This window comes from Paracoccus cavernae (assembly GCF_042430175.1).
GTDB classification, from domain to species: domain Bacteria; phylum Pseudomonadota; class Alphaproteobacteria; order Rhodobacterales; family Rhodobacteraceae; genus Paracoccus; species Paracoccus cavernae.
In genome coordinates this window covers 463,742-488,093 of record NZ_JBHMDZ010000001.1, presented here as the reverse complement: position 1 = coordinate 488,093, position 24,352 = coordinate 463,742, and the positions used below count along the sequence as shown (strand labels likewise).

The window sequence follows — 24,352 nt, the reverse complement described above, 5'->3', positions numbered from 1 at the left end:
TGCGGCTGGCGATTTGACGCGGAATGCGTTAAGGGACGGCACAATCGCCGGCCCAATTGTCGCGCCGGCCACGGTTTATCAAAATTGCAGCCAAGGGAAACACCTTGAAAGTCATCGCTTCAAGCCTCCGCAAGGGCAATGTCGTCGAACTCGACGAAAAGCTCTATGTCGTTCTGACCGCCGCCAGCTTCCACCCCGGCAAGGGCACGCCGACCACGCAGGTCGACATGCGCCGCATCTCGGACGGGGTGAAGGTTTCGGAGCGTTGGAAAACCACCGAACAGGTCGAGCGCGCCCATGTCGACGAGCGTGAATACGACTTCCTTTACGAAGACGACGAAGGCTTCCACTTCATGGAGCCCGCGACCTACGAGCAGCTGGTTGCCCCCAAGGATGTGGTCGGCGACGACAACGTCTTCCTCGGCGAAGGCGTGCGCGTTTATCTGCGCGTCTATAACGGCATTCCGATCGCGATGGAGCTGCCGCAGAAAGTCGTCGTGGAAATCGCCGAGACCGAGCCGGTCGTCAAAGGCCAGACCGCATCGTCGAGCTACAAGCCCGCGCTGGCGACCAATGGCGTGCGCGTCATGGTTCCGCCCCATATCGATGTCGGCACCAAGGTCGTGATCAACACCGAAGATCGTTCCTACGTCGAACGCGCGAAAAGCTGATCGCGGCCCTTCGGGGCAAACCGCATTTTCAGGGCCGTCCGCTTCGTCGGGCGGCCTTTCCTTTTGGCGCGCGGCCTTTCGTGCTATCGCGGGGCAAAGCGGCATGGCGCCGGCATTTCAGACCGAAAGGGCCCCCCTATGGCCAAGATGATCCATTCGATGATCCGCGTCGCGAACGAGGCGCGCTCGCTCGCCTTCTACAAAGCGGCTTTCGGCCTCGACGTTGCCGAGCGGCTGGATTTCGAGAGCTTCACCCTGATCTATTTGTCCAATCCCGAAAGCACGTTCGAGCTGGAATTGACCGTGAACAAGGGGACCGAAAGCTATGATCTCGGCAATGGCTACGGCCATCTCGCGGTTTCGGTCGAGGATGTCGCCGCCGAACATGCCCGCCTGACCGATCTGGGTCTTGCCCCGCGCAAACTGGTCGACTTCGCGCCTGCGGGCGAGGTGATCGCGCGGTTTTTCTTCATCAAGGACCCAGACGGCTACGAGATCGAGGTCTTGCAACGCGGCGGTCGCTATCTCTAGGCGCTCTCGGCTGCGGGCGCTGGGAAGGTCAGCCGGACCCGCAACCCGCGCCCCTCGGCGCCTTCGCTCAGGGACATCTGCGCCTCGAAAAGCGCGGCGATTTCCTGCACGATCGCCAGCCCCAACCCCGTGCCCGGCATCGATGTCTCGCCGCGAGCAAAGCGGTTGATCGCGGCCTCGCGGGCAGGGGCGGGAATGCCGGGGCCGTTATCCTCGACCTCGAGACAGATGCCTTCGGCGCAGCCCAGAGTGCGCACCGTGACGATTGCCCCCGCGCCCGCGTAAAGCAGCGCATTGGTGATCAGGTTGCGCAGCGCCTCGCCCAAAAGCAGAGGTTCGGCGGTGACGGTCAGCGGGTCCTCTCCCTCGAAACCCAGATCGATGCCGCGATCCAGCGCCTCGGGCACGAGATCGGCGGTCAGCGCGCGGGCGAAGGCGCTCAGATCCAGCGGCGCGGTGCGCGGCCCGTCGCCCCCCGTCGCTTCGACCCGCGCCAGAAGCAGAAGCTGGGCGAGGATCTGCTGGGCACGGGCAACGGCCTCGTCGGCCTTGGCGGTGGCGGCACGGGCCTCGGCGGGGTCCTCGGCGCGGCTGGCCAGCGCTAGCTGCATGCGCACCACCGTCATCGGCGTGCGCAGCTGGTGACCGGCATTGCCGCTGAAGTTGCGCAGACCCGCGACCGCCGATTGCAGGCGGCGCATAAAGGAGTTGACGGTCTCGACCAGCCCGCTCACCTCGGTCGGAACCGGCGTCTCGATCGGGCGCAAATCGTTGAAGCTGCGGGCCGAGATCTCTTCGCCCAGACGGTAAAGCGGGCGCAGCGAGACGGTGACGGCGATCCATGCGATCAGCGCCGCCCCCGCGATCATCCCCAAAAGCCTGAGCGCCGAGCGCCACAGGATGGTGCGGGTCAGTTCCTGCCGCGCCTGCGTGGTCTCGGCGAGGGTCACGACAAAGGGCAGCTCGTCGATGCCGGTCGAGGCGGCCCGCGTCAGGCTGGCCACGCGCACGGTTTCGCCCTCGAACAGCCCGTCCGAAAAGGCGGGCGGGCCGTCCAGTACCGCGGCCGCGACCGGCAGCGAGGCATAGCCGGTGATCAACGTGCCGGGCGGGCTGTCGACGCGGTAGAAGACGCGGTCCTGCGCGGCGGAGCTGAGCATTTGCAGCGCGCCATAAGGAATGTCGATCAAAAGCGTGCCGTCGGTATCAAGCGCCGCGCGCTCGGCAATCACGAGGGCCGAGCCCGCCAGCACGCGGTCGGCCAGCGCATTTGCCGTCCGCACCGCCTCGCGCCATGTATCGATCAGCGCCAGCACGCCCAGTACCGCGGTTGCCAGCAAAAGCCACGCCAAAAGCCTGTTGCGGAGCGAGAAGCTGCGGCCCCTCACCTTGCGTCCCGGTCGAGAAAGTAGCCCAGACCCCGTGCCGAGCGGATGGTCAGCCCCAGCGGTGCAAGGCGTTTGCGCAGGCGGCTGGTATATTGCTCGATCGCATTGGCAGAGAGCTCGTCGTCCAGCGAGGTCAGCGATTGCACGATCGCGTCGCGCGTCACCACGCGGCCCGCCTTGACGATCAAAAGCTCCAGCAGATCCCGTTCGCGCGCGGGCAGATCGAGCGGCGCGGTCTGGGTGGAAAAGCTGCGGGTCGTCAGATCGAGCGTCAGCGGGCCGAAGCTCACGCTCGAGGTCTTGAGCCCCGCCTGACGGCGCAAAAGCGAGCGGACGCGGGCCTCGAACTCGCCGATATCGAAGGGTTTGATCAGATAGTCGTCCGCCCCCAGATCCAGCCCTTTGACACGCTCTTCGGGCGCGCCGCGCGCGGTCAGGATCATCACGGCGGCAGCGTTTTTGCGGCTGCGCATGGCGCGCAACACATCAAGGCCGTCCATCTGCGGCAAGTTGAGGTCCAAAATCACCAGATCGAAGCTTTCGGCCGCAGCCAAAGCCTCGGCCGAGGCGCCGTCATGGACCATATCGACCGCATAGCCCGACTGGCGCAAAAGCGCAGCCAGACCATCGGCGAGGGCCAGGTTGTCTTCGACCAGCAGGATGCGCATGGGTCCTCCGTTCGCCTGTATCCTAGCGGTATCGCAAAGACTTGTGCAAATGCTTGTGCGGCGGGCGGGCCTCGGGCAGAGTTTCGCCATGCGCCTGTTTCCGACCCTCTTCGGCCTTGCTCTTTGCTGTCTGGCCCCGCTTGCCGCGCGGGCCGAGCCCAGCCTGTTCGCGGCGCGGGACGCGGGCGGCGAAACCCGTCGGCTGGTGATCTATTCCTCGCTCGATACCGGTCTCGCGCGCCCGCTGATCGAGGCTTTCCAGCAGGGCAATCCCGATGTCGCGGTCGTCTACGAGGATCTGCTGACCGGCACGCTCCATGACCGCATCGTTGCCGAAAGCAGACAGGATGGCGCGACGGGGGGCGTTACCGCGGATTTCGCCTTTTCCTCGGCGATGGATTTGCAGGTGAAACTGGCCAATGACGGCTTTGCCCAAGCGGTCGAGACCCCCGATACCGCCGATTGGCCCGATTGGGCGAACTGGCGCGATACGGCCTATGCGCTGACCTACGAGCCTGCGGTTTTCGCCTATCATATCCCCAGCTTCGCGGGGATCGCGCCGCCCTCGACCCGTGCCGAGCTGGTGGCATGGATTTCGGGCCGTCCCGAACAGGCGGCGGGGCGGATCGGGACTTACGATATCGCGCGCTCGGGGGTGGGCTATCTTTTTCTTGCCCGCGATCAGGAGCTTTTCCCCAAGATCTGGGAGATCGTCGCCGCAATGGGCCAAGCGGGTGTTCAGCAATTCCCGACCTCGGGCGAGCTTCTGGCGCGGATCGGCGACGGGCGGCTGGCCTTGGGCTATAACCTTCTGGGCTCTTACGCCGCCGAGGCCGCACGGCAGAACCCCGATATCGGCCTGATCCTGCCGCGCGATTTTACGGTGGTGGTCTCTCGGGTGGCCGTGGTCCCCAAGGCCGCGCGCTCGCCCGAACTCGGCGGCGCGTTTCTGGCCTTCCTGATGTCGCCCGAGGGCCAAAGCCTTCTGTCGCAAACCCTGCGCCTGCCCGCCGTCAGCCTTGAGGTTGCGGGCCAACCCGGCCCTGCGGGCGGCTTGGGCGATCTGTCGGGGCTGCGCCTCAAGCCGGTGCCGGTCAGTCCGGGGCTTCTGGCCTATCTCGACCAGGCCTCGCGCAAGCGCTTGATCGAGCGCTGGAACCGGACGCTCGCCGCCAAGCCCCGGTAGGCCGCCTGCAAGACCCAAGCAGGACCGGCGCGGGACGGGGTCATTTTCGTTGTGGCCGGAATTCGGGCAGGGGTGCTGAAAATTTATCCCATTATGTCAGGTCTGTGACAGGATTCTATGTGCAAACTTGGACATGGCCCGAGAGGAAGGGTCGATTCCGTCGGCTTTGGGAGAAGCGGCGGGCAGCTCGAAACAAAGGACAGGCAGTCAAATCTGCCGCCCATGGGAGGAAGTTTACGCATGATCCGTATTTCACTGGCAGCGGCAGCGGTTTCGGCGGTTCTCGCCACGCAGGCATTCGCGAATGACTATACGATTACCGCGCCCGCCGCGCCGGGTGGCGGCTGGGACCAGACCGCGCGCACCATGCAGACGGTGCTGCAGCAGGAAGGCATCTCGAAATCCGTGCAGGTTGTGAACGTTCCGGGCGCGGGCGGCACCATCGGTCTGGCGCAATTCGCCGCGCAAAACAGCGGCAACGACAAGGCGCTGATCGTCGGCGGCTATGTCATGGTCGGCGCGATCCTGACCAACGCCTCGCCGGTTTCGCTTAAAGACGTCACGCCGATCGCGCGTCTGACGGGCGAATACGAAGCGGTCGTCGTTCCGGCTGCCTCGGATATCAAAACCATGGCCGATCTGGTCGCGAAGCTGAAAGCCGATCCGGGCGCGGTCAGCTGGGCCGGCGGTTCGGCAGGCGGCACCGACCATATCGCGGCGGGGCTGATCGCAAAAGCGGCCGGCGTCGATCCGACCAAAATCAACTACATCGCCTATTCGGGCGGCGGCGAGGCTCTGGCCGCGATTCTCGGCAGCCAGGTGACGGCTGGTATCTCGGGCTACGGCGAATTCGAGGCACAGGTTCAGGCCGGTGCGCTGCGTCTGCTCGCGATCACCTCGGACGAGCGGGTCGAAGGGATCGACGCGCCGACGCTGAAGGAATCGGGCCTTGATACCTCGATCCAGAACTGGCGCATGGTTGCCGCCGCTCCGGGCATCAGCGCCGAGCAGAAAGCCGCAATCACCGCCGATATCGAGAAAATGGTGAATTCGGCCAGCTGGAAAGAGCAGCTCGCGACCAAAGGCTGGGCGAATACCTATCTGGCAGGCGACGCTTTCGACGCGCAGCTCGATGCCGATATTGCCTCGACCGAGACCATCCTGAAAGACATCGGTCTGGTCAAATGAGCACAAGCCCTGTCTCGCGCCGCCCCGATTGGGCGGCGCTTGGCGTGGCCGTCTTTCTTGCGGCCGTCGCCATTGTCATCTTGATGGACATGACGCGCCTCTCGAGCGCGGCGGGCTATTCGCAGGTCGGTCCCGCGACGGTTCCGCGCTGGATTGCCTATGTGCTTTTGCTGCTGGCGGCCCTGACGGGGTATAATGCCTTCAAAGGCACCGCCCAGGCCGAAAAGATCCAGTCCCCCGCCGCGGTCGGCTGGATCGTTCTGGGGCTGGTCCTGCAGATCGTCTTGCTGAAAACGGCGGGCTTCACCATCGCGACCGGCCTGATGTTCGCCTGTGTCGCACGCGCCTTCGACGAGAAACGCTGGCACCTCTCGCTCCCTGTGGGTTTCGGTCTGTCCTTCTTTGTTTTTGCGGTCTTTTCGCAGCTTCTCAGTCTGACTCTCCCTGCGGGTTGGCTGGAAAACCTGATCTTCTGAGGAGAAGCCGATGGATACATTCTCCTATCTCTTTCATGGTCTCGGCTCGGCGCTCCAGCCGTGGAACCTGCTTTATGCGCTGATCGGCGTGACGCTCGGTACGGCGGTGGGCGTTCTGCCGGGGATCGGTCCGGCGCTGACCGTGGCGCTTTTGCTGCCGGTGACCTACCAGCTCGACCCGACCGGCTCGCTGATCATGTTCGCGGGCATCTATTACGGCGGGATGTACGGCGGCTCGACCACCTCGATCCTGCTCAACACCCCGGGCGAGAGCGCCTCGATCATCACCGCGCTTGAGGGCAACAAGATGGCGCGCAAGGGACGCGGCGGTCCGGCGCTGGCGACGGCGGCCATCGGCTCTTTCGTGGCCGGCCTGATCGCGACGCTTGCCTTGGCCTTCATCGCGCCCTTCATCGTGAAATTCGCGCTCCTGTTTGGTCCGCGCGAGTATTTCGCGCTGATGGTGCTGGCCTTCGTCACGGTTTCCGCCGCATTCGGCGATTCCGCCTTGCGCGGCCTGACCTCGCTTTTCGTCGGACTTGCGCTGGCGATGATCGGGATCGACCAGCTGACCGGTCAGGCACGGCTGAGCTTCGGCCAGCCCATCCTGCTTGACGGGATCGAGGTCACGACCTTGGCCGTCGCCATGTTCGCGGTGGGCGAGGCGCTTTACGTCGCCTCGCGCGGGCCCGCCGGTCAAGAGCATGTCGAGGCCGTCAAAGGTTCGGTCATGATGAACCGCGAGGATTGGAAGCGCTCGTGGAAGCCTTGGCTGCGCGGCACGGCGATCGGCTTCCCGATCGGCGCCATGCCCGCCGGCGGGGCCGAGATCGGCACGTTCCTGTCTTACGCCACCGAAAAGAAGCTGAGCCCCAATCCCGAGGAGTTCGGCCATGGCGCGATCGAAGGTGTCGCCGGTCCCGAGGCCGCCAACAACGCCTCGGCGGCTGGGACTTTGGTGCCGCTCCTGACGCTCGGCCTGCCGACGACCGCGACGGCCGCGATCATGCTGGCGGGTTTCCAGCAGTTCGGCTTGCAGCCGGGTCCGCTTCTGTTCGCGACCAATCCGACGCTGGTCTGGGGGCTGATCGCCTCGCTTTTGGTGGCCAACCTGATGCTGTTGGTCCTGAACCTGCCGATGATCGGGCTTTGGGTGCGTCTTTTGACCATTCCGCGCCCCTGGCTTTATGCGGGCATCCTGCTTTTCGCGACGCTCGGTACGATCGGGGCCAACCCCTCGCTTGGCGAGCTGACGATGCTGCTGGTCTTCGGGATCATGGCCTTTGTCATGCGGCTGATGAACTATCCGATTGCGCCGGTGGTGGTCGGGCTGATCCTTGGCCCGATGGCCGAGCAGCAGTTGCGGCGGGCCTTGTCGATCTCGCAGGGCGATGTCGGCTATCTCTTCGCCAGCCCGATTGCGGCGGTTCTGCTGATCGGCGCGACGCTGGCACTGGTGGTTCCGATGTATCTGCGCTGGCGCGGACGCGGCGACACCCTGTCGGCTTTGGCCGCCAACGAGGATTGAGGACAGCCACAAGGCCGCACCCGCTACTCAGAACAAGAAGAACGAGGGACAGGGTCCGGCAGAAGGAGAAAGCCCCGCGCGCGACGCGGGGCTTTCTTTTGCCGCAAAGGTCGCGATGCCCGCTGCTGGTATGCAGTTTGCGACGGATTGTTGCGCAAATATTTCACCAAAGTTGTAGATATTACAAAAAAGGCCCGAGAACCTGTCATAACCGCGTCAACTGGTGTTGCAATTCCCGGCGCAAATCCCCACAACCTGTTCCGCACGCCAGTCCGAGAGGTTCAGCCCAATGCCCGCATATCGTTCCCGTACCACCACCCATGGCCGCAATATGGCAGGCGCTCGGGGGCTTTGGCGTGCAACCGGCGTCAAGGACAGCGATTTCGGCAAGCCGATCATCGCCATCGTCAACAGCTTCACCCAATTCGTACCCGGCCACGTCCACCTCAAGGATCTGGGCCAGATGGTCGCCCGCGAGGTCGAAGCGCATGGCGGCATCGCCAAGGAATTCAATACGATCGCGGTCGATGACGGCATCGCGATGGGCCATGACGGCATGCTGTATTCGCTGCCCTCGCGCGAGCTGATCGCGGACTCGGTCGAATATATGGTCAATGCCCATTGCGCCGACGCGATGGTCTGCATCTCGAACTGCGACAAGATCACCCCCGGCATGCTGATGGCCGCGATGCGCCTGAACATTCCGGTCATCTTCGTCTCGGGCGGCCCGATGGAAGCGGGCAAAGTCACGCTCGGCGACGGCCGCACGGTTGCGATGGACCTCGTCGATGCGATGGTTGCCGCCGCCGACGACAAAATGAGCGACGAGGATGTGCTCGCGATCGAGCAGAACGCCTGCCCGACCTGCGGCTCGTGCTCGGGGATGTTTACCGCCAACTCGATGAACTGTCTGACCGAGGCGCTCGGCGTCTCGCTGCCGGGCAACGGCTCGACTCTGGCGACGCATGGCGCGCGCAAGGCGCTCTTCCTCGAGGCGGGCCGGCGCATCGTCGGTCTGGCCAAGCGCTATTACGAGGGCGACGACGCCTCTGTCCTGCCGCGCAACATCATGAACAAGGCCGCGTTCAACAACGCGATGGCTTTGGATATCGCGATGGGCGGCTCGACCAATACGGTTCTGCACATTCTGGCTGCGGCGCAGGAAGGCGGCATCGATTTCGACATGGACGATATCGACGCTTTGTCGCGCAAGGTTCCCTGCCTGTGCAAAGTCGCACCGAACAAGGCCGATGTGCATATGGAAGACGTCCACCGCGCCGGCGGCATCATGTCGATCCTGGGCGAGCTGGACCGTGGCGGCCTTTTGGACCGCAACTGCGCGACCGTGCACGCGCCGACACTGGGTGCGGCGATCGACCAATGGGATATCGCGCGCTCGAACGACACCACTGCGCGCGAACTGTTCCTTGCAGCGCCGGGCGGCGTGCCGACGCAGGTCGCTTTCAGCCAGAATTCGCTCTGGCCGAGCCTTGATACCGACCGCGAGAACGGCGTGATCCGTTCGGTCGAACATGCCTTCACCAAGGATGGTGGTCTTGCGGTGCTGAAAGGCAATATCGCGCTGGACGGCTGCGTGGTGAAAACGGCGGGCGTCGACGAGTCGATCCACGTTTTTGCCGGTCGTGCCAAGGTCTACGAGAGCCAGGATGCTGCCGTTTCCGCGATCCTGACCGGCAAGGTCGAGGCGGGCGACGTCGTCGTCATCCGCTACGAGGGGCCGAAAGGCGGGCCGGGCATGCAGGAAATGCTGTACCCGACCTCTTATCTGAAGTCGAAAGGTCTGGGCAAATCCTGTGCGCTGCTGACGGACGGCCGTTTCTCGGGCGGGACTTCGGGTCTTTCGATCGGTCACGTCTCGCCGGAAGCGGCGGCTGGCGGCGCGATCGGTCTGGTACGCGACGGCGACCGGATCGAGATCGACATCCCGAACCGCACCATCCACCTCGCCGTGCCGGATGCCGAAATGGCCGCCCGCCGTGCCGAACAGGATGCGAAAGGCTGGAAACCGGCCGCGCCGCGCCAGCGTCAGGTCACGACCGCGCTCAAGGTCTATGCGCAGTTCGCATCCTCGGCCGACAAGGGCGCGATCCGCGTTCTGCCGGAATAAGCGTCACGGCGATCAGAAAAAGAAAAGGCTGCAGAGAAATCTGCAGCCTTTTCCTTTTGCCTGACAGCAGCATGTGACGAGGCTGCCGAGGCAAGAAAAAGGCGCGCAGCCGTCAGGCCGCGCGCCGTTTTCCCGACATTCGGGAGGATTAGTTGTCGTGGCCGCGACGGCTGTTCAGAGCGCTCAGGCCGAAGTAGTTGGTGGTGCTGTCGTCGGCGACGGCTTCGTTCACGCCACGAGCGCGCTGCTCGAGGATGTAGCGGGCGCGGGCTTGTTGTTTGACCGAACCTTTTTCGCCGACGATGTCGCCGAGCTCGCTGGTGTTGAATTCGTTGACGTCAACGTTCACGAGGCGGGCGATCATGGCGTTGCCCGGGTTGGTGTCGGCGAAAGCCGGAGCGGCAACGGTCAGGGCAAGGGCAGCAACTGCAAGTTTAGCAAACATATCAAATCTCCAGGTTAACAGGCGTTAATGCCGTTTTTGTTTGTTCTGGGTCCTATATGTTCACAAAACTTTCGCGTTAAATTGCCCCGAGCAAACAGTGACTGTGCACGAGTGAGATGAACTATGAGGCTAAACCTCTGGACAGAAATCAGAACAGCCTCTTTGGTGGCCCAACTGGGGCGAGTAAGCGCTGCCGCACAAGCGTTGGGGATGCACCATTCGACGGTTATCCGCCATATCGACGCGCTTGAAGAACGCCTGCATACCAAGCTATTTCAAAGACATGCGCGGGGATATACCCCGACGGAGGCCGGACAGGAGCTGCTGCGGACCTCGAATCTAGTGATCGACCAGCTGACGCAGATGCTCGACCGTATCGAGACCTCGCGCGAAGAGGTGGCGGGTCAACTGATCGTGACCGCAATCCCGATCATGAGCCCCTTGGTTCTTCCGGTCATCAAGACGTTTCAGGATAAATTCCCTTCGGTTCAAGTGCTTTACCACTCGGACGTCCGTACCTTCCATCTGGCTTACGGCGAGGCCCATGTCGCATTCCGCGCAGGAACCGAGCCGACGCATCCCGATAATGTCGTCGTTCCCTTGATGGATTTCCGTGTCGGATTGTTTGCCTCGCGCGAATATATCCGCAAACACGGCCGCCCGAGAACCGTTGCCGACCTTGCCAAGCACCGTTTCGTGGTCTTCGAGGTCGACGACGACCGCGCGCCCTTCCATTTGTGGCTGCTCGAACGCGTGCCCGAGCAGAATGTTGTCCTGCGCACCGCCCAATCAAGCTCGGGCTGGTCTGCGGTGAACAACGGCATGGGGATCGGCTTTTTGCCGCTGGCTTTGGCCTCGGACGATATGGTCGAGCTCTTTCCCGACGAGCATCCGCCCGAATGGGAGGTCAAGATCTGGCTCGTGACCCATGTCGATCTTCACCGCTCGCTGAAGGTGCGCAGCTTCACCAAGATCGTGCAGGAGGCGGCGCGGGGCTGGGTGCGCTAGCCCGTCGCGCGGCACCATCGGGCCGGTCGCGTTGACCGGCGGCGTTGACTGGCCGCATCGGGCCGGTCTTGTCGGGACGATGCGGCCTTTTCCTCGCGCGGGTGCGGGCAAATTTCCCCAGACTAAGGTCTGAGAGGGCCGCTTTTCCATTAGGTTTCAGTCCCCGACCGGCGTGAACCTTGGGCGGGGGGACAAGATGACACATCACGAACGGATTGCCGGACATCCGGTTGCGCAGCTGGTGGCCGATGTCGCAGCGGGGCTGGTCGGGCACGAGCGCATGGCCGAGCGGCTGGTGATCGCGCTTCTGGCGGGCGGGCATGTCCTGCTCGAAGGGCCGCCCGGCATCGCCAAGACCCGCGCGGTCAAACGTCTCGCGGCCCATTTGCCCGGAAAATCGGCGCGGATCCAGTGTACGCCCGACCTTCTGCCCTCGGATCTGACGGGAACGCAGATCTTCCGCGCCGATCAGGGCGGGTTCGACTTCGTGCCGGGGCCGCTTTTCCATTCGCTGGTGCTGGTCGATGAAATCAACCGCGCGCCGCCCAAGGTCCAATCGGCCCTGCTCGAGGCGATGGCCGAACATCAGGTCACCACCGGCGGCGTCACCCGCGCTTTGCCCGATCCGTTCATGGTCGTCGCGACCCAGAACCCGATCGAGCACGAGGGGACCTTTCCGCTGCCCGAGGCTCAGATGGACCGTTTCCTGCTGCATCTCGCGCTGGATCTGCCCGGTGCCGAGGCCGAACGCGCGATCCTCGATCTGGTCGAGGCCGAAAGCCAGACGCCTCCCGCACAAGACGCCCGCATCATTGCCGAGGCGGATATCCATGCTGCCCGAGCGGCCGTGGCTTCGGTCCATCTCGCGCCCGCGCTCAAGGATTACATCGTGCGGTTGGTGATGGCGACGCGCGCGGGCGGGCTGGTGGCCGAATGGGTCGAGCATCCGGTTTCGCCGCGCGGCACACTGGCTTTGGCCTCGGCCGCCAAGGCGCGGGCATGGCTTGCGGGTCGCGACCACGCCTTGCCCGAAGATGTCGAGGCCTTGGCCGAGGACGCGCTGGCCCATCGCATGGTTCCCAATTGGCAGGCGATCAGCGAGGGGCGCACGGGTCGGCGTCTGGTCGCCGAGGTTCTCGCCGGGGTCCGGCCTTGGTAGCACGATGAACGCGCCGGTTTCGTCCAATGCGGGGCTGAAGGGCTCCGCTCTTGATCACGCCGGTCTGCGCCTGACCGCGGCCGAACTGATCGCTTTGCGCCCCGCGCCGCGGCCAGCCCGGCACCGCCCCGCCAGCCGCCGCCCCGGCGCGATCGCCGCGCGGGTAGCGGGGCAGGGGATGGATCTGCGCGAGATCCGTGCCTTTTCCGACGGCGACGATCTGCGCCGCATCGATCCGGCGGCGACGGCGCGTACCGGCCAGCTTCATGTCCGCAGCTTTTTCGAGGACCGCGACGACACCACGCTGCTTATCGCGGATTTCCGCCCCGCGATGCTGTGGGGCACGGGCAACAGCCTGCGTTCGGTCCGTGCGGGCAGGCTTTTGGCGCGGCTCGGCTGGGAGGCGGTGGGGCGCGGCGGCTCTGTCGCGCTTCTCGCGGCGGGTGGCGAGGCGCCGTTTTCGCGCGCGGCGGGCATGGGGGCGGAGCAGATGCAGGCGCTCGCGCTGGTGCTGGCGCAGGCCCATGACGCGGCGCTGTTGCGGCAGATGGCGGCGGGGGCTGGGCCCGTGCAAGCCCATGATCTTTCGGCCATTCTTGCGCAGGGGCAACGCATGGTGCCGCCGGGCGGGCAGATCCATCTCGCGACCGGTCCCGAGGGGCTGGGTTCGGGCGATGCGGCGCTTTCGCGTCTGGCCAAGGGTCGCGCGGTCACCGTCCATCTGCTGCTCGACCGCGCCGAAACCGCCCCGCCGGAACCCGCGCTTTCGGTCAGCGACGGGCGCGCCTCGCGCTTTGGCCGACTTGGCGGATATGATCCCGCGCCCCTTCTGCGCCATCTGCGCAGCCTCGGGGCCGAAGCCGTGATGGTCGAGGCCGATGACGCCGGATGAGCTGATCGCAACCCTGTCGCCCAGCCGCCTGCCGCCCTCGGTTCTGGTGCTGGATTGGCGCGCCGCGCTGGCGCTGGTCGGGCTCGGCCTGCTGGCGGGGCTTGTGCTCTTGTGGCTGGCATCTCCCTTCCTGACGCGGCGGCGCTCGCGCGCGGCGCAACTGCGCGCCCTGTTGCACGACACCAAAGCCCAAGACGGGGAAGAGCGTCTTCTGGCTCTCGCGCGTCTGATCGGCCAGCTCCCCGAGGGACTGCGCCCCGCCGCCTACGGCGCGGCCCCCGTCCCCGACGATGCGGAGATCGTGCGGCAGGCCAAAGCCGCCGGCCGCAGCCGTTCCGCCGCCCTTTCCGCAAGGAAGCGCGGATGAATTTTGCCTTCCCTCTCGCGCTTCTTTTGTTGCCTGCGGTCCTTCTGCTGCGCCTTTTGCCGCCGCTACAGGCGCAGGGCGGCTTGCGCCTGCCCGAACATCTTTTCGCGACTCTGACGCCCGAGCGGCGCGCGGGCGGGCGATTTGCCCTTGCGGCGTTGGCATGGGTGCTTTTGGTCGCGGCGCTGGCCGGTCCGCAGATCAGCCGCCAAAGCGCGATGCTGCCGGCTTCGGGGCGCGATATCGTGCTGGTGATCGACCTGTCCGGCTCGATGCTGAAAGAGGACTTCCAGCTCGACGGTCAGGCGATCTCGCGGCTCGATGCGGTCAAAACGGTGGCGGCGCGCTTTGTCGCGGCGCGGCGGGGCGACCGGATCGGGCTGGTGATTTTTGGTGATCGCGCCTATTTCGCCCAGCCCGTGACCTTCGATGTCGATGCCGTTGCCCGCGCGATCGCCGAGGCCCAGATCGGCATATCCGGTCGCGCAACGGCGATTTCGGACGGGCTCGGCCTCGCGATGAAGCGCCTGAGCGCGAGCGATCAGACCAGCCGCGTCGTGGTGCTCTTGTCGGACGGGGTTGATACCTCGGGCAAGGTTCCCGCCGTCGATGCCGCGCGGCTGGCCGCCGAACACTGGATCCGCATCCATACGATCGCGCTTGGCCCCGAGGATCTGGAGAACCAGCCCAAATCGCGTGATGCGGTCGATGCCAAGACCCTGCGCGAGATCGCCGAGACCAGCGGCGGCGCGACCTTCCGCGTGCGCGGGATGGAGGATCTCATGGCGATGGCGGCAACGCTCGACCAGATCGAGCCGAACCCTTCGACCCGACCGCCGATGATGTATCAGCAACCGCTCTGGATCTGGCCGGCGGGTGCGGCGCTCTTTCTGTTGGGCCTGATCGGCTGGAGGCGGCGATGATCCTGTTGCGGCCCTATTGGCTTTTGGCGCTGCTGGCTTTGGCGGCTCTGGCCGTTCTGCGTTGGCGGCGCGGCCCCGATGCGGGCGGATGGGAGGCCGTCCTGTCGCCCGTGATGCTGGCGGGTCTTGCGGCTTTGGGCCAGCTCGGTACCGGCGGCAAAGGGGCGGCGCGGTTTTTGCCCTATGCCCCGATCGCCGGCGCGGCGGCGCTAGTTGTGGGTCTTGCCGGTCCGGCCGTGCCGCGCGCCGATGCGCCGGTTTTCGCGCAAAGCGATGCCGTGGTGATCGCGATCGACATGTCGCCCTCGGTCGCCGAAGGTCCCGCGCTGGAGGATGCGCAAGCCGCTGCCGCAGGCCTTCTGGGCGCGCTGGCCGGTCGTCCGGTCGGGCTGATCCTTTATGCGGGCGAGGCCTATTCGGTCGCCGCCCCCACCGCCGATCCCGCGACGCTCGAAAGCCAGATCGCGGTCCTCTCGCCCGAGACGATGCCCGATGAAAGCTCGCGGCCTGCCGCGGCGATGGCGATGGCGGGGCAGATGCTTGCGGGGCTCAAACGGGCCGATCTCGTGTTGATTTCGGACGGCGGCGGGATCGACGACGCCGCGCTGGCCGAAGCGGCGCGGCTTCAGGCGGCAGGGGTGCGGATCTCGGCGCTGAGTGTGGCGGGCAATCCGGCCAGCGATCTGTCGCGGCTTGCCTTGGTCGCGGATGGCGCGGTCTCGGGGCACGAGGCGCCCGCGCCGGTGGTGCGCGCTCTGGCCGGTTCGGGACGCGAGCGCGACGCGGCCATGACCGCGCTGCAATATCGCGATCTCGGGCCGTTTTTCGTGCTGTTCGCGCTTTTGGGCCTTCTGCCCCAGCTGCGGAGGCAGGCATGAAGCGCCGTTTGATCCTTTTGCTGGCGCTGGCGGTCTTGTGCCTCGGGGTGGCGGGACCTGCGGCTTTGGGACGGCTCGCGCTGGTTGCGGGCCTGCCTTCACTGGCCGTGCCGCTTCTGGCCAGTCCGCTGGAGCGGGGTGTCGCGCTTTATCGTGCGGGCGACTACGCGGCTGCCGATGCAGCCTTTGCCGAGGCGGGGCGCAGCCAGACCTACAACCGCGGCCTCTCGCTGGCGGCGGTCGGGGAGTACCCGCTTTCGGTCGCCTATTTCGACGCGGTACTGTTCGTCAATCCGGCCGATGCCGAGGCGCGCCGCAACCGCGAGCTGGTCCTGACCATGTATCCGCCCCATCAGGGCGACAGTGTCGTGCCGGGCCGGATCTCCGGTCATGGCGGGCTGGAGGGGGCGGCGGGCACACCGACGGTCATGCTCAATGCCGCGGGCGCGCAAGAGCCCGAATGGCAACGCGCGATCGAGGCGCGCGGGATCGCGGCCAGCGACGACTGGCTGGCGACGATCTCGGACGATCCGGGCGAATTTTTGCAACTTCGGCTCAAGGCGGAATACGACCGCCGCGCCAGTCAGGGCCTGATCCGCCCGCGCGAGGCGGAACCATGGTAAAGCTGCGCCTGCTGATCGTCCTGTTCGTCGCGCTTTTGCCCGCGCTTGTCCGGCCGGTCATGGCCGAAGATACCCTGCGGCTCGTCATCCCCGACATGCGCCCCGTGGTGGGCGAGATGATCCCCGTCACCATCAGGGGCGAATATACCGGCGCAATCTCGCTGTCCTCGATCACCTTTCCCGACTCCCCCGCTTATGACTGGATACAGGTCGCCCGCGACCGTTGGGCGCAAGAGCGGGTCGAGGGGCGTCTGGTCGGCGTCTTCGAGCGCCGCATCGCGGTTTTCCCGCGTGTTTCCGGCAGTTTGACCATCGGCCCCGTCACCCATCACCTGACCAAGGCCGAGGGCATGACCCGCCCGACTTTCGATGTCGTGGCCGGAGCGGTCACGCTGACGGTCGCGCCCTATCCCGGCGCGGGTCGCCCCTTGGCCGCGCGACACTTCACGGTGCAGGACGAGTTCTCCAAGGATCCCGCCGAGTTGCGCGAGGGCGAAACCCTGACGCGGCGCATCACCCTGACCGCCGAGGGCACGATGGCGCATCTGCTGCCCGCGCGCCCCGAGATCCGCGAGCCCTGGCTGATCAGCTTCACCGCCCCCGAGATCCGCGAGACCCGCTTGACCGCCGAAGGCCCCGTCGCCGTCGCGATCTGGGAATGGAGCATGCGCCCCCATACCGGCGAGGTCGGCTCGCTCATGCCGATCCAGTTCCCGTGGTTCAACACGCTGATCCGCGAGATGCGGGGCGCTGTGACCTTGCCGGTCCAGATCGGGCTGGGCGGTTTCGGCGACAATATGGCGGGGGCCGCCGCGCCGCCCGCCCGTTTCGGGCTGAATGCGGGTCTGGCTTTGGCGGGCGGGTTGATCCTCGCGCTGCTGGTCGCCCTTCCGGGCCAAAGGGCGGGCGGTTGGCGTCAGGCTCTACGCGGGCTGAAGGCGCGCTTTCCCAATCCCAATCTGCGCGCGCTCAAGGCTGCGGCGGCGGGCGGCGATCTTGCGGCTTTGCGCCATGCCGCGCGCGATTACGCCGCCCACGAGCGCGCGTTTGGCCGCGCGGTCGACGAAGGGGCCTTGGCCGATCTCGACCGCGCGATCTACGGGCCGCAGGCGGGGGGTACCCAGTTTGCCGGTGCCCAGTCTGCCGGTGCCCAGTCTGCGGGCAACCCCGTGAAGGGCGAAGGCGGCACGGCCTTTGACCGCGCGGCCTTCCTTGGCCGGATCATGGCGCGCGGCGCCTAATGCGGAGCCGCCGCAGGGCTTTGGCGCAAGGCGCTGCCGTTAACGATTGAACCTTCCCTGCACTGGCGCTTTAACCTAGGCGCAAATGGCCGGGTTCGCCCTGCCTGCCAACACGATGCGGGAAGGAAAAGGGCCATGAGCCGTCCGGAATTGGTAATCTCGATCCAAAGTCAGGTGGTCTACGGCCATGTCGGCAATTCGGCGGCGGTTTTTCCGATGCAGGCCGTGGGGATGGAGGTCGCGCCGATCCCGACGGTGATCTTGTCGAATACCCCCAACCATCCGACCCTGCGCGGCCGGGCCATGCCGCCCGATTTCTTTGCCGATCTGCTGCTGGGTGCCGAGGAACGCGGACTGCCCGAACGCGCGAAATATCTGGTCACCGGCTATATCGGATCGCCCGAAGTGGCGCTTCTGACCGCCGATTTCATCGAAAGGGCCAAGGCCGCCAATCCCGCGCTGATCTATCTGTGCGATCCGGTGATGGGCGATACCGGCACCGGCCTTTACGTCCCCGAATCCATCGCCGCGATCTTCCGCGACCGGTTGCTGCCGCTGGCCGATCTCGCGACGCCCAACCAGTTCGAGCTGGCCTATCTCGGCGGGATCGAGGTTGCCGCCCTCGCCGATTTCGAGGGCTTGCGCGAAAGGCTGAACGTGACCGAGGGTGCGCGCATCATCGGCACCGGCTGCGTTCTGGCCGAGACCGAGGCGGGCATGATCGAAAGCGTCATCCTCGGACCCGAGGGCATCAGCCGCCACCCCGCGCGCCATCTGCCGGTGGCCCTGTCGGGGACGGGCGATCTGTTTACCGCGCTGGTCGTGGCCGGCCTTGGTCGCGGCCGCAGCCTCGGGCGGGCGGTGGACGAGGCGCAGGCCCTGACCGGCATGGCGATCGCCGATGCGCAGGCCTTGGGCACGCTCGAAGTCCAGATCGGCGGGCGGTCCTTCCGCGAGGCCCTGCTGCGCGACTGAGCGCGCAACCGGCCGGCCCCCGATCCCGATCCCGACCCCGATCCCGATCCTAGTCCGGAATCGGCGCGCCGCCCTGTTTGAGGCAACGTAAAGCGAAGCTCGACCGCGAATGGCGGATGCCGGGGATGCGGTAGAGCTTGTTGCGCAGGAACTCCTCGTAGCCCTTGGTGCCGTTTACCGCGACCTTGATGAAATAGTCGTATTCGCCGCTGGTCAGATAGACCTCGAGCACCTCGGGCAATTCGGCCATCGCGCGCCCGAGATTGTCGAGCGCGGCCTCGTCATGGCGGTCCATCATGATGTCGATGATCACCGTCTCGGGCGCGCCGAGCTTTTCCTGATCGAGAAGCGCGGTATAGCCACGGATATAGCCCTCGGCCTCGAGCCTGCGGGTACGCTGCCAGCAGGGCGAGGGCGACAGACCGACCTCTTCGGCGAGCTGGTTGTTCGACAGGCGCCCGTCGCGGCGCAACGCGCGGAGAATCTTGCGGTCGATCGCGTCGATGGGCTTGGTTTCTGACGGCACAGGATTTCCAGATTTTGCAGTTTCACAGCAGATATTTTTGCATGAAGGTCAAAAATTCAAAAGAACGAAAAGAAATTTTGTGAAAGCTAGGGCAGGATTGCTGCCATGGTTTCGTGTTTTGGCGGGGCCATGGGGGGAGCAGTCAGTGCATTTCATTCATTTCCGATCCGACATACCATTGGATCATCTTTCTCGTGGGTTGGACGAGTTGCGACGCGTAGGCTTCGGACTTTGTGCAGTATCCGTCTCGGTCGGCGACGCGCCTTTTGACGGGCGGGACGCGCCGGCAGAGACATTGGCCGACATCCGCATCGACTTCCGACCCGAAGGGGCGCTTTCGCCCCGATTGCTGCTTGAACGCATCGCCCGCATGCCGGGTGTGCGCGACATTCGGGACGGTCCGAGCGCCGCCTGACGGGCGCCGCGAGGGCGGTGTCCGGACGATCGCGCCCACAATCACGACGGTGGCGCGGCCCTTGCCGCGTCCAAGCAAGACCACGACCCAGCACGACGACCACGGTAAAGGAGGAGATACCGATGGATGACCGCTCGGAGGGTGAATTCGCACCCCTTAGCCTGAATGTCCCCGAACCCGAGGTGCGCCCGGGCGGGCAGCCGGATTTCTCCAAGGTGCAGATCCCCAAGGCGGGCACGGTGCGCCGCCCGCCGGTCGATGTCGATCCCGAGGAGATCCGCGACCTCGCCTTTACCATCATCCGCGTGCTCAGCCGTGACGGACAGGCGGTCGGGCCTTGGGCCGAGGGGCTGGATCTCGACAATGACACGCTGCTCAAGGGCTTGCGCGACATGATGACCCTGCGCGCCTTCGATGCGCGGATGCTGATGGCGCAGCGCCAGCAAAAGACCTCGTTCTATATGCAGCATCTGGGCGAAGAGGCGGTCTCCTGCGCCTTCCCGCTGGCGCTGCGCAAGGGCGACATGAACTTTCCGACCTACCGTCAGGCGGGGCTTTTGATCGCGGGCGGCTATCCGCTTTCGACCATGATGAACCAGATCTATTCCAACGAGAAAGATCCGGTCAAAGGCCGCCAGATGCCGGTGATGTATGCTTCGCAGGAGTTCGGCTTCTTCTCGATCTCGGGCAATCTGGCCACGCAATATGTGCAGGCGGTGGGCTGGGCGATGGCCTCGGCGATCTCGAGCGACCACAAGATCGCTGCGGGCTGGATCGGCGACGGCTCGACTGCGGAAAGCGATTTCCACGCGGCGCTGGTCTTTGCCTCGACCTACAAGGCGCCGGTGATCCTGAACATCGTGAACAACCAATGGGCAATCTCGACCTTTCAGGGGATCGCACGCGGCGGCGCGGGAACCTTCGCGGCGCGTGGTCTGGGCTTCGGCATTCCGGCGTTGCGGGTGGACGGCAACGATTACCTTGCCGTCTGCGCGGTGGCGCGTTGGGCGGCGGAACGGGCGCGGCGCAATCTCGGCCCGACGCTGATCGAATATGTGACCTATCGCGCGGGCGGGCATTCGACCTCGGACGATCCCTCGGCCTATCGCCCCGCCGAGGAAAGCGCGGCCTGGCCGCTTGGTGATCCGATCCTGCGCTTCAAGAACCACCTGATCGCGCGCGGTATCTGGTCCGAAGACCGCCATGCGCAGGCCGAGGCCGAGATCATGGCCTCTGTCACCGCCACCCAAAAAGAGGCCGAGGCGATCGGCACCCTTCATCACGGACAGCGCCCCAGCCCGCGCGACATGTTCGAGGAAGTCTATGCCGAAATGCCGCCGCACCTTTTGCGTCAACGCCATGAAGCGGGGTTCTGAACCATGCCCAGCATGACCATGATCGAGGCCATCCGCGACGCTTTGGACACCGCCATGGGTGCCGATGACCGCGTCGTCGTCTTTGGCGAGGATGTCGGCTATTTCGGCGGCGTCTTCCGCGTCACCGCCGGCCTGCAACGCAAATACGGCAAGACCCGCTGTTTCGACGCGCCGATCAACGAAAGCGGCATCGTCGGTGCGGGGATCGGCATGGCGGCCTATGGCCTGCGCCCCGTCGTCGAGATCCAGTTCGCCGATTACGTCTACCCCGGCTACGACCAGATCGTCTCGGAGGCGGCGCGTCTGCGCTATCGCTCGGCGGGGGAATTCACCTGCCCGATGGTGATCCGCATGCCGTCGGGCGGGGGGATCTTCGGCGGCCAGACCCATAGCCAGTCCCCCGAGGCGCTTTTCACCCATGTCACGGGGCTGAAAACCGTAGTGCCCTCGAACCCCTATGACGCCAAGGGGCTGCTTTTGTCGGCAATCGCCGACCCCGATCCGGTGATCTTCTTCGAGCCGAAGCGTCTTTATAATGGCCCCTTCGACGGCCATCACGACCGCCCCGTCAGCTCGTGGAAGGGCCACGAGCTGGGCGAGGTCCCCGAGGGGCATTATCAGGTCCCGCTCGGTCGCGCCTTCATCCGCCGTTTCGGCAAGGCCGCGACGATCCTGACCTATGGCACGATGGTCCATGTCGCTTTGGCCGCCGTCGCCGAATCCGGCATCGACGCCGAGGTCATCGATTTGCGCACGCTGGTCCCGCTGGATCTGGAAACCATCGTGACCTCGGTCAAGAAAACCGGCCGCTGTCTGGTTTTGCACGAGGCGACGCAGACCTCGGGTTTCGGTGCGGAACTGGCCGCGCAGGTGCAGGCGGAATGTTTCTTCCAGCTGGAGGCGCCGGTGCGCCGTGTCGCGGGTTGGGACACGCCCTATCCGCATGTCCATGAATGGATCTATTTCCCCGGCCCCGCCCGCGTGGCCGAGGCTTTGCGCGAACTGGTCGAGGAGGTCTGAGATGGGAATCCATTCGATCCGCATGCCCGATATCGGCGAAGGCATCGCCGAAACCGAAATCGCCGAATGGCTGGTCGCGATCGGCCAGACCATCCGCGAAGACGACCCGATGGTCGCGGTCATGACCGACAAGGCGACGGTCGAGATCCCCTCGCCGGTGACCGGAACCGTGTTGTGGCAGGCCGGCGCGCCGGGCGACAAGATCGCGGTCGGCGCCGAGCTGATCCGGCTCGAGGTCGATGGCGCGGGCAATGTCGCGGGTGACGGGACCGCTGCCGCGCCGGTTGCCGCGAAAGCGCCCGAGGCGAAAGCCGAAGCCACTCCCGAGCCCCCAGTGGCGAAGCCCGAACCAATTGCCCCCGCTGCTCCGGCCCCGAAGGCCGAGGCGAAAGCGGCCGCGACCTCTCTGCCGCCGACCGCACCTTTGCGGGCCGAGGGCGAAAGGCCGATCGCCGCACCTTCGGTGCGCGGGCGGGCCCGTGACGGCGGGATCGATCTGCGTCTGGTGCGCGGCTCCGGTCCGGCGGGTCGCATCACCCATGAGGACCTTGACGCTTTCATCGCGACGGGCGGTCTGCCGCAAGCCAGCGGTCCGCGCGCCGACAACCGCATCGAAGAGGTCAAGGTCATCGGCCTGCGCCGCCGCATCGCCGAGCGGATGGAGCAAGCCAACCGGATCCCCTCGATCACCATTGTCGAGGAGGTCGACGCTACCGCGCTCGAGGATCTGCGTGCGCGGATGAATGCCGCCGACAAGAGCCAGAAGCTCACGCTTTTGCCTTTCATCGCCCGCGCGCTGACCCGCGCCTTGCGTGATCATCCGGTAATCAACCAGCATTACCTGCCCGATGAAGGCATCGCGCGGCGCTTTGGCGCGGTCCATCTGGGCATTGCGACCCAGACGCCGAACGGGCTGATGGTGCCGGTCCTGCGCCATGCCGAGGCGCTTTCGGTCCGCGATACCGCCTCGGAAATCGCGCGGCTGGCCCAAGCGGCCCGCGACGGCAGCGCCAAGCGCGAGGAGCTGTCGGGTTCGACCATCACCATCACCTCGCTGGGGCCTTTGGGCGCGATTGCGACGACGCCGATCCTCAACCCGCCCGAGGTCGCCATTCTGGGCATCAACCGTCTGGCGGTGCGGCCCTTCTGGAACGGAACCGCCTTTGAACCGCGAAAAATGATGAACATTTCCAGTAGCTTCGATCACCGCGTCATTGACGGCTGGGATGCGGCCGTCTTTGTCCAGCGTCTGAAAGAGTTGCTGGAAACCCCTGCTTTGATCTTCGTGGAGGCCTGAGATGCGCGAGATTTCCTGCCGCCTTCTGGTGATCGGTGCCGGCCCCGGCGGCTATGTCTGCGCGATCCGCGCGGGCCAGCTCGGGGTCGATACGATCATCGTCGATCCGCAGCCGCCGGGGGGGACCTGCCTCAATATGGGCTGTATCCCGTCGAAGGCGCTGATCCATGCCGCCGATGAATTCCACCGCATCACCACGCTCTCCGCCGCGCCCGAGATGGGGATTTCGGCCAAAGGCGCCTCGGTTGATCTGGGCGCGACGGTCGGCTGGAAAAACGGCATTGTCGAGCGCCTGAACAATGGCGTCTCGACCCTGCTGCGCAAGGCGGGCACGCGGCTGATCACCGGCACGGCGACGCTGCGCGACGGCAAGACCGCGCTGGTCGACACCCCCGAGGGGCCGGTTCTGGTGCGCGCCGAGGCCGTGGTTCTGGCTACCGGCTCCGCGCCGGTCGAGTTGCCGCCGCTGCCCTTCGGCGGGCGGGTGATTTCCTCGACCGAGGCTTTGACTTTGACCGAAGTGCCCAAAACCCTCGCCGTGGTCGGCGGCGGCTATATCGGGCTGGAGCTGGGCACGGCTTTCGCCAAGCTCGGCTCCGAGGTGACGGTGCTTGAGGCCGGACCGCGCATCCTGCCGCAATATGACGCCGAGCTGACCCGTCCCGTGGCGCAGCGCCTGCTGGCTTTGGGGATCAAGGTCATGACCGGCGCGCGCGCGGGCGGTCTGTCGGATCAGGGCGCGCTGCGCGTCGCCGTCACCGATGCCGCCATCGAGATCGCGGCCGAGAAGATCCTGGTCACCGTCGGGCGGCGTCCCCTGTCGCGCGAGGCGGGGATCGAGGCGCTGCAACTGGCGATGAACGGGCCTTACCTTGCGGTCGATGACCATTGCCGGACCTCGATGCGCGGGGTCTTTGCGATCGGCGATGTCACCGGAGAGCCGATGCTTGCCCATCGCGCCATGGCGCAGGGCGAGATGGTCGCGGAAATCGTCGCGGGGCACCGCCGCGCATGGGATCACCGGGCCATTCCGGCGGTCTGTTTCACCGACCCCGAGATCGTCTCGGTCGGGTTGTCGGCCACGGAGGCGCAGGCGGCGGGGCACGAGGTCATCACCGGCCAATTCCCCTTTGCCGCCAACGGCCGTGCCATGACTGCCGCGCGCGAGGATGGTTTCATCCGCGTCGTCGCCCGCAAGGACAACGAGGAAATCCTCGGCATCCAGGCCGTCGGCGCGGGGATTTCCGAATTGGCCGCAGGCTTCGCGCTCGCCTTGGAAATGGGCGCGCGTCTGGGCGATGTCATCGGCACGATCCACGCCCATCCGACCCGCGGCGAGGCCTTGCACGAGGCCTGTCTCAAGGCGCTGGACCGCGGGCTGCATCTGTAGCCGCGACGGCCACGACCGACGAAAGGCGCGCGGGGAGTTTCGACATTCCCGCG

25 protein-coding genes are annotated in these 24,352 nt (G+C 65.7%); 21 read left to right on the top strand and 4 right to left on the bottom strand.

Annotated features, from left to right (window positions below; genetic code table 11):
* Nucleotides 1-104: 104 nt before the first annotated feature.
* Both efp and ACFFUC_RS02405 read left to right on the top strand, forming a co-directional pair.
* Nucleotides 105-671, top strand: coding sequence for an elongation factor P (gene efp / locus ACFFUC_RS02410; RefSeq protein ID WP_377683168.1), 567 nt, complete (start codon nt 105-107; stop codon nt 669-671).
* A 138-nt stretch (nt 672-809) separates the two neighbouring features.
* A complete protein-coding gene (locus tag ACFFUC_RS02405) occupies nt 810-1,202 on the top strand; it encodes a VOC family protein (protein ID WP_377683167.1) in 393 nt (130 codons plus the stop codon).
* Here the strand turns inward: ACFFUC_RS02405 and ACFFUC_RS02400 are convergent.
* Both ACFFUC_RS02400 and ACFFUC_RS02395 read right to left on the bottom strand, forming a co-directional pair.
* Nucleotides 1,199-2,590 carry a sensor histidine kinase gene (locus tag ACFFUC_RS02400; RefSeq protein WP_377683165.1) on the bottom strand — a complete coding sequence of 464 codons (1,392 nt, stop codon included), beginning with the start codon at nt 2,588-2,590 and terminating at the stop codon, nt 1,199-1,201. The two genes, ACFFUC_RS02405 and ACFFUC_RS02400, sit on opposite strands and share 4 nt — an antisense overlap.
* Complete coding sequence (locus ACFFUC_RS02395) at nt 2,587-3,258, bottom strand: response regulator transcription factor (protein WP_377683163.1); 672 nt, start codon at nt 3,256-3,258, stop codon at nt 2,587-2,589. Before ACFFUC_RS02395 ends, ACFFUC_RS02400 begins: the two co-directional genes overlap by 4 nt.
* Nucleotides 3,259-3,307: 49 nt before the next feature.
* Between ACFFUC_RS02395 and ACFFUC_RS02390 the strand changes: the two genes are divergently transcribed.
* The 5 genes from ACFFUC_RS02390 to ilvD all read left to right on the top strand — a co-directional run bounded on the left by ACFFUC_RS02390 (nt 3,308) and on the right by ilvD (nt 9,764).
* Entirely contained in the window at nt 3,308-4,444 is a 1,137-nt protein-coding gene (locus ACFFUC_RS02390) for an ABC transporter substrate-binding protein (RefSeq protein ID WP_377683161.1), read from the top strand.
* Nucleotides 4,445-4,684: 240 nt separating this feature from the next.
* Nucleotides 4,685-5,632: a tripartite tricarboxylate transporter substrate binding protein gene (locus tag ACFFUC_RS02385; RefSeq protein ID WP_377683159.1), complete on the top strand. Its 948-nt coding sequence runs from the start codon at nt 4,685-4,687 to the stop codon at nt 5,630-5,632.
* Nucleotides 5,629-6,108, top strand: a complete 480-nt coding sequence (locus tag ACFFUC_RS02380) for a tripartite tricarboxylate transporter TctB family protein (RefSeq protein WP_377683157.1) — start codon at nt 5,629-5,631, stop codon at nt 6,106-6,108. The genes ACFFUC_RS02385 and ACFFUC_RS02380 overlap by 4 nt, the downstream gene beginning before the upstream one ends.
* Before the next feature lie 10 nt (nt 6,109-6,118).
* Nucleotides 6,119-7,636, top strand: coding sequence for a tripartite tricarboxylate transporter permease (locus tag ACFFUC_RS02375; protein ID WP_377683155.1), 1,518 nt, complete (start codon nt 6,119-6,121; stop codon nt 7,634-7,636).
* A 289-nt stretch (nt 7,637-7,925) separates the two neighbouring features.
* On the top strand, nt 7,926-9,764 hold the full coding sequence (gene ilvD, locus ACFFUC_RS02370) for a dihydroxy-acid dehydratase (protein ID WP_377683153.1): 1,839 nt from the start codon (nt 7,926-7,928) through the stop codon (nt 9,762-9,764).
* A 148-nt stretch (nt 9,765-9,912) separates the two neighbouring features.
* On the opposite strand, the gene ACFFUC_RS02365 is transcribed toward ilvD, so the two are convergent.
* A complete protein-coding gene (locus ACFFUC_RS02365; RefSeq protein WP_377683151.1) occupies nt 9,913-10,209 on the bottom strand; it encodes a hypothetical protein in 297 nt (98 codons plus the stop codon).
* Nucleotides 10,210-10,332: 123 nt separating this feature from the next.
* Between ACFFUC_RS02365 and ACFFUC_RS02360 the strand changes: the two genes are divergently transcribed.
* The 9 genes from ACFFUC_RS02360 (at nt 10,333) to pdxY (ending at nt 18,275) form a co-directional block, all read left to right on the top strand.
* Nucleotides 10,333-11,217 carry a LysR family transcriptional regulator gene (locus tag ACFFUC_RS02360; RefSeq protein WP_377683149.1) on the top strand — a complete coding sequence of 295 codons (885 nt, stop codon included), beginning with the start codon at nt 10,333-10,335 and terminating at the stop codon, nt 11,215-11,217.
* 196 nt (nt 11,218-11,413) lie between these two features.
* Complete coding sequence (locus tag ACFFUC_RS02355; RefSeq protein ID WP_377683147.1) at nt 11,414-12,376, top strand: AAA family ATPase; 963 nt, start codon at nt 11,414-11,416, stop codon at nt 12,374-12,376.
* 4 nt (nt 12,377-12,380) lie between these two features.
* Nucleotides 12,381-13,268, top strand: coding sequence for a DUF58 domain-containing protein (locus ACFFUC_RS02350; RefSeq protein ID WP_377683145.1), 888 nt, complete (start codon nt 12,381-12,383; stop codon nt 13,266-13,268).
* Nucleotides 13,255-13,635: a hypothetical protein gene (locus tag ACFFUC_RS02345; protein WP_377683143.1), complete on the top strand. Its 381-nt coding sequence runs from the start codon at nt 13,255-13,257 to the stop codon at nt 13,633-13,635. Before ACFFUC_RS02350 ends, ACFFUC_RS02345 begins: the two co-directional genes overlap by 14 nt.
* Nucleotides 13,632-14,558 (top strand): VWA domain-containing protein, encoded by a 927-nt coding sequence (locus tag ACFFUC_RS02340; RefSeq protein WP_377683141.1) that lies wholly within the window; start codon nt 13,632-13,634, stop codon nt 14,556-14,558. Before ACFFUC_RS02345 ends, ACFFUC_RS02340 begins: the two co-directional genes overlap by 4 nt.
* Nucleotides 14,555-15,436: a VWA domain-containing protein gene (locus ACFFUC_RS02335; RefSeq protein ID WP_377683139.1), complete on the top strand. Its 882-nt coding sequence runs from the start codon at nt 14,555-14,557 to the stop codon at nt 15,434-15,436. The genes ACFFUC_RS02340 and ACFFUC_RS02335 overlap by 4 nt, the downstream gene beginning before the upstream one ends.
* A complete protein-coding gene (locus ACFFUC_RS02330; RefSeq protein WP_377683137.1) occupies nt 15,433-16,059 on the top strand; it encodes a hypothetical protein in 627 nt (208 codons plus the stop codon). The genes ACFFUC_RS02335 and ACFFUC_RS02330 overlap by 4 nt, the downstream gene beginning before the upstream one ends.
* Nucleotides 16,053-17,300, top strand: a complete 1,248-nt coding sequence (locus ACFFUC_RS02325; RefSeq protein ID WP_377683135.1) for a hypothetical protein — start codon at nt 16,053-16,055, stop codon at nt 17,298-17,300. Before ACFFUC_RS02330 ends, ACFFUC_RS02325 begins: the two co-directional genes overlap by 7 nt.
* Nucleotides 17,301-17,435: 135 nt before the next feature.
* Nucleotides 17,436-18,275 (top strand): pyridoxal kinase, encoded by an 840-nt coding sequence (pdxY, locus tag ACFFUC_RS02320; RefSeq protein ID WP_377683133.1) that lies wholly within the window; start codon nt 17,436-17,438, stop codon nt 18,273-18,275.
* A gap of 49 nt (nt 18,276-18,324) precedes the next feature.
* Here the strand turns inward: pdxY and ACFFUC_RS02315 are convergent, their stop codons facing one another.
* The gene (locus tag ACFFUC_RS02315; protein WP_377683131.1) at nt 18,325-18,801 is read right to left on the bottom strand and encodes an Lrp/AsnC family transcriptional regulator; all 477 of its coding nucleotides are present in this window, start codon (nt 18,799-18,801) and stop codon (nt 18,325-18,327) included.
* On the opposite strand from ACFFUC_RS02315, the gene ACFFUC_RS02310 reads away from it, so the two are divergent.
* From ACFFUC_RS02310 to lpdA, 5 genes are all read left to right on the top strand, one after another.
* Nucleotides 18,779-19,216: a hypothetical protein gene (locus tag ACFFUC_RS02310; protein WP_377683129.1), complete on the top strand. Its 438-nt coding sequence runs from the start codon at nt 18,779-18,781 to the stop codon at nt 19,214-19,216. The two genes, ACFFUC_RS02315 and ACFFUC_RS02310, sit on opposite strands and share 23 nt — an antisense overlap.
* Before the next feature lie 122 nt (nt 19,217-19,338).
* A complete protein-coding gene (locus ACFFUC_RS02305) occupies nt 19,339-20,592 on the top strand; it encodes a 3-methyl-2-oxobutanoate dehydrogenase (2-methylpropanoyl-transferring) subunit alpha (RefSeq protein ID WP_377683127.1) in 1,254 nt (417 codons plus the stop codon).
* Nucleotides 20,593-20,595: 3 nt separating this feature from the next.
* Nucleotides 20,596-21,612, top strand: a complete 1,017-nt coding sequence (locus ACFFUC_RS02300; protein ID WP_377683124.1) for an alpha-ketoacid dehydrogenase subunit beta — start codon at nt 20,596-20,598, stop codon at nt 21,610-21,612.
* A gap of 1 nt (nt 21,613) precedes the next feature.
* Entirely contained in the window at nt 21,614-22,909 is a 1,296-nt protein-coding gene (locus tag ACFFUC_RS02295) for a dihydrolipoamide acetyltransferase family protein (RefSeq protein WP_377683122.1), read from the top strand.
* A gap of 1 nt (nt 22,910) precedes the next feature.
* Entirely contained in the window at nt 22,911-24,299 is a 1,389-nt protein-coding gene (lpdA, locus tag ACFFUC_RS02290; protein ID WP_377683121.1) for a dihydrolipoyl dehydrogenase, read from the top strand.
* The last annotated feature ends 53 nt before the right edge of the window (nt 24,300-24,352 follow it).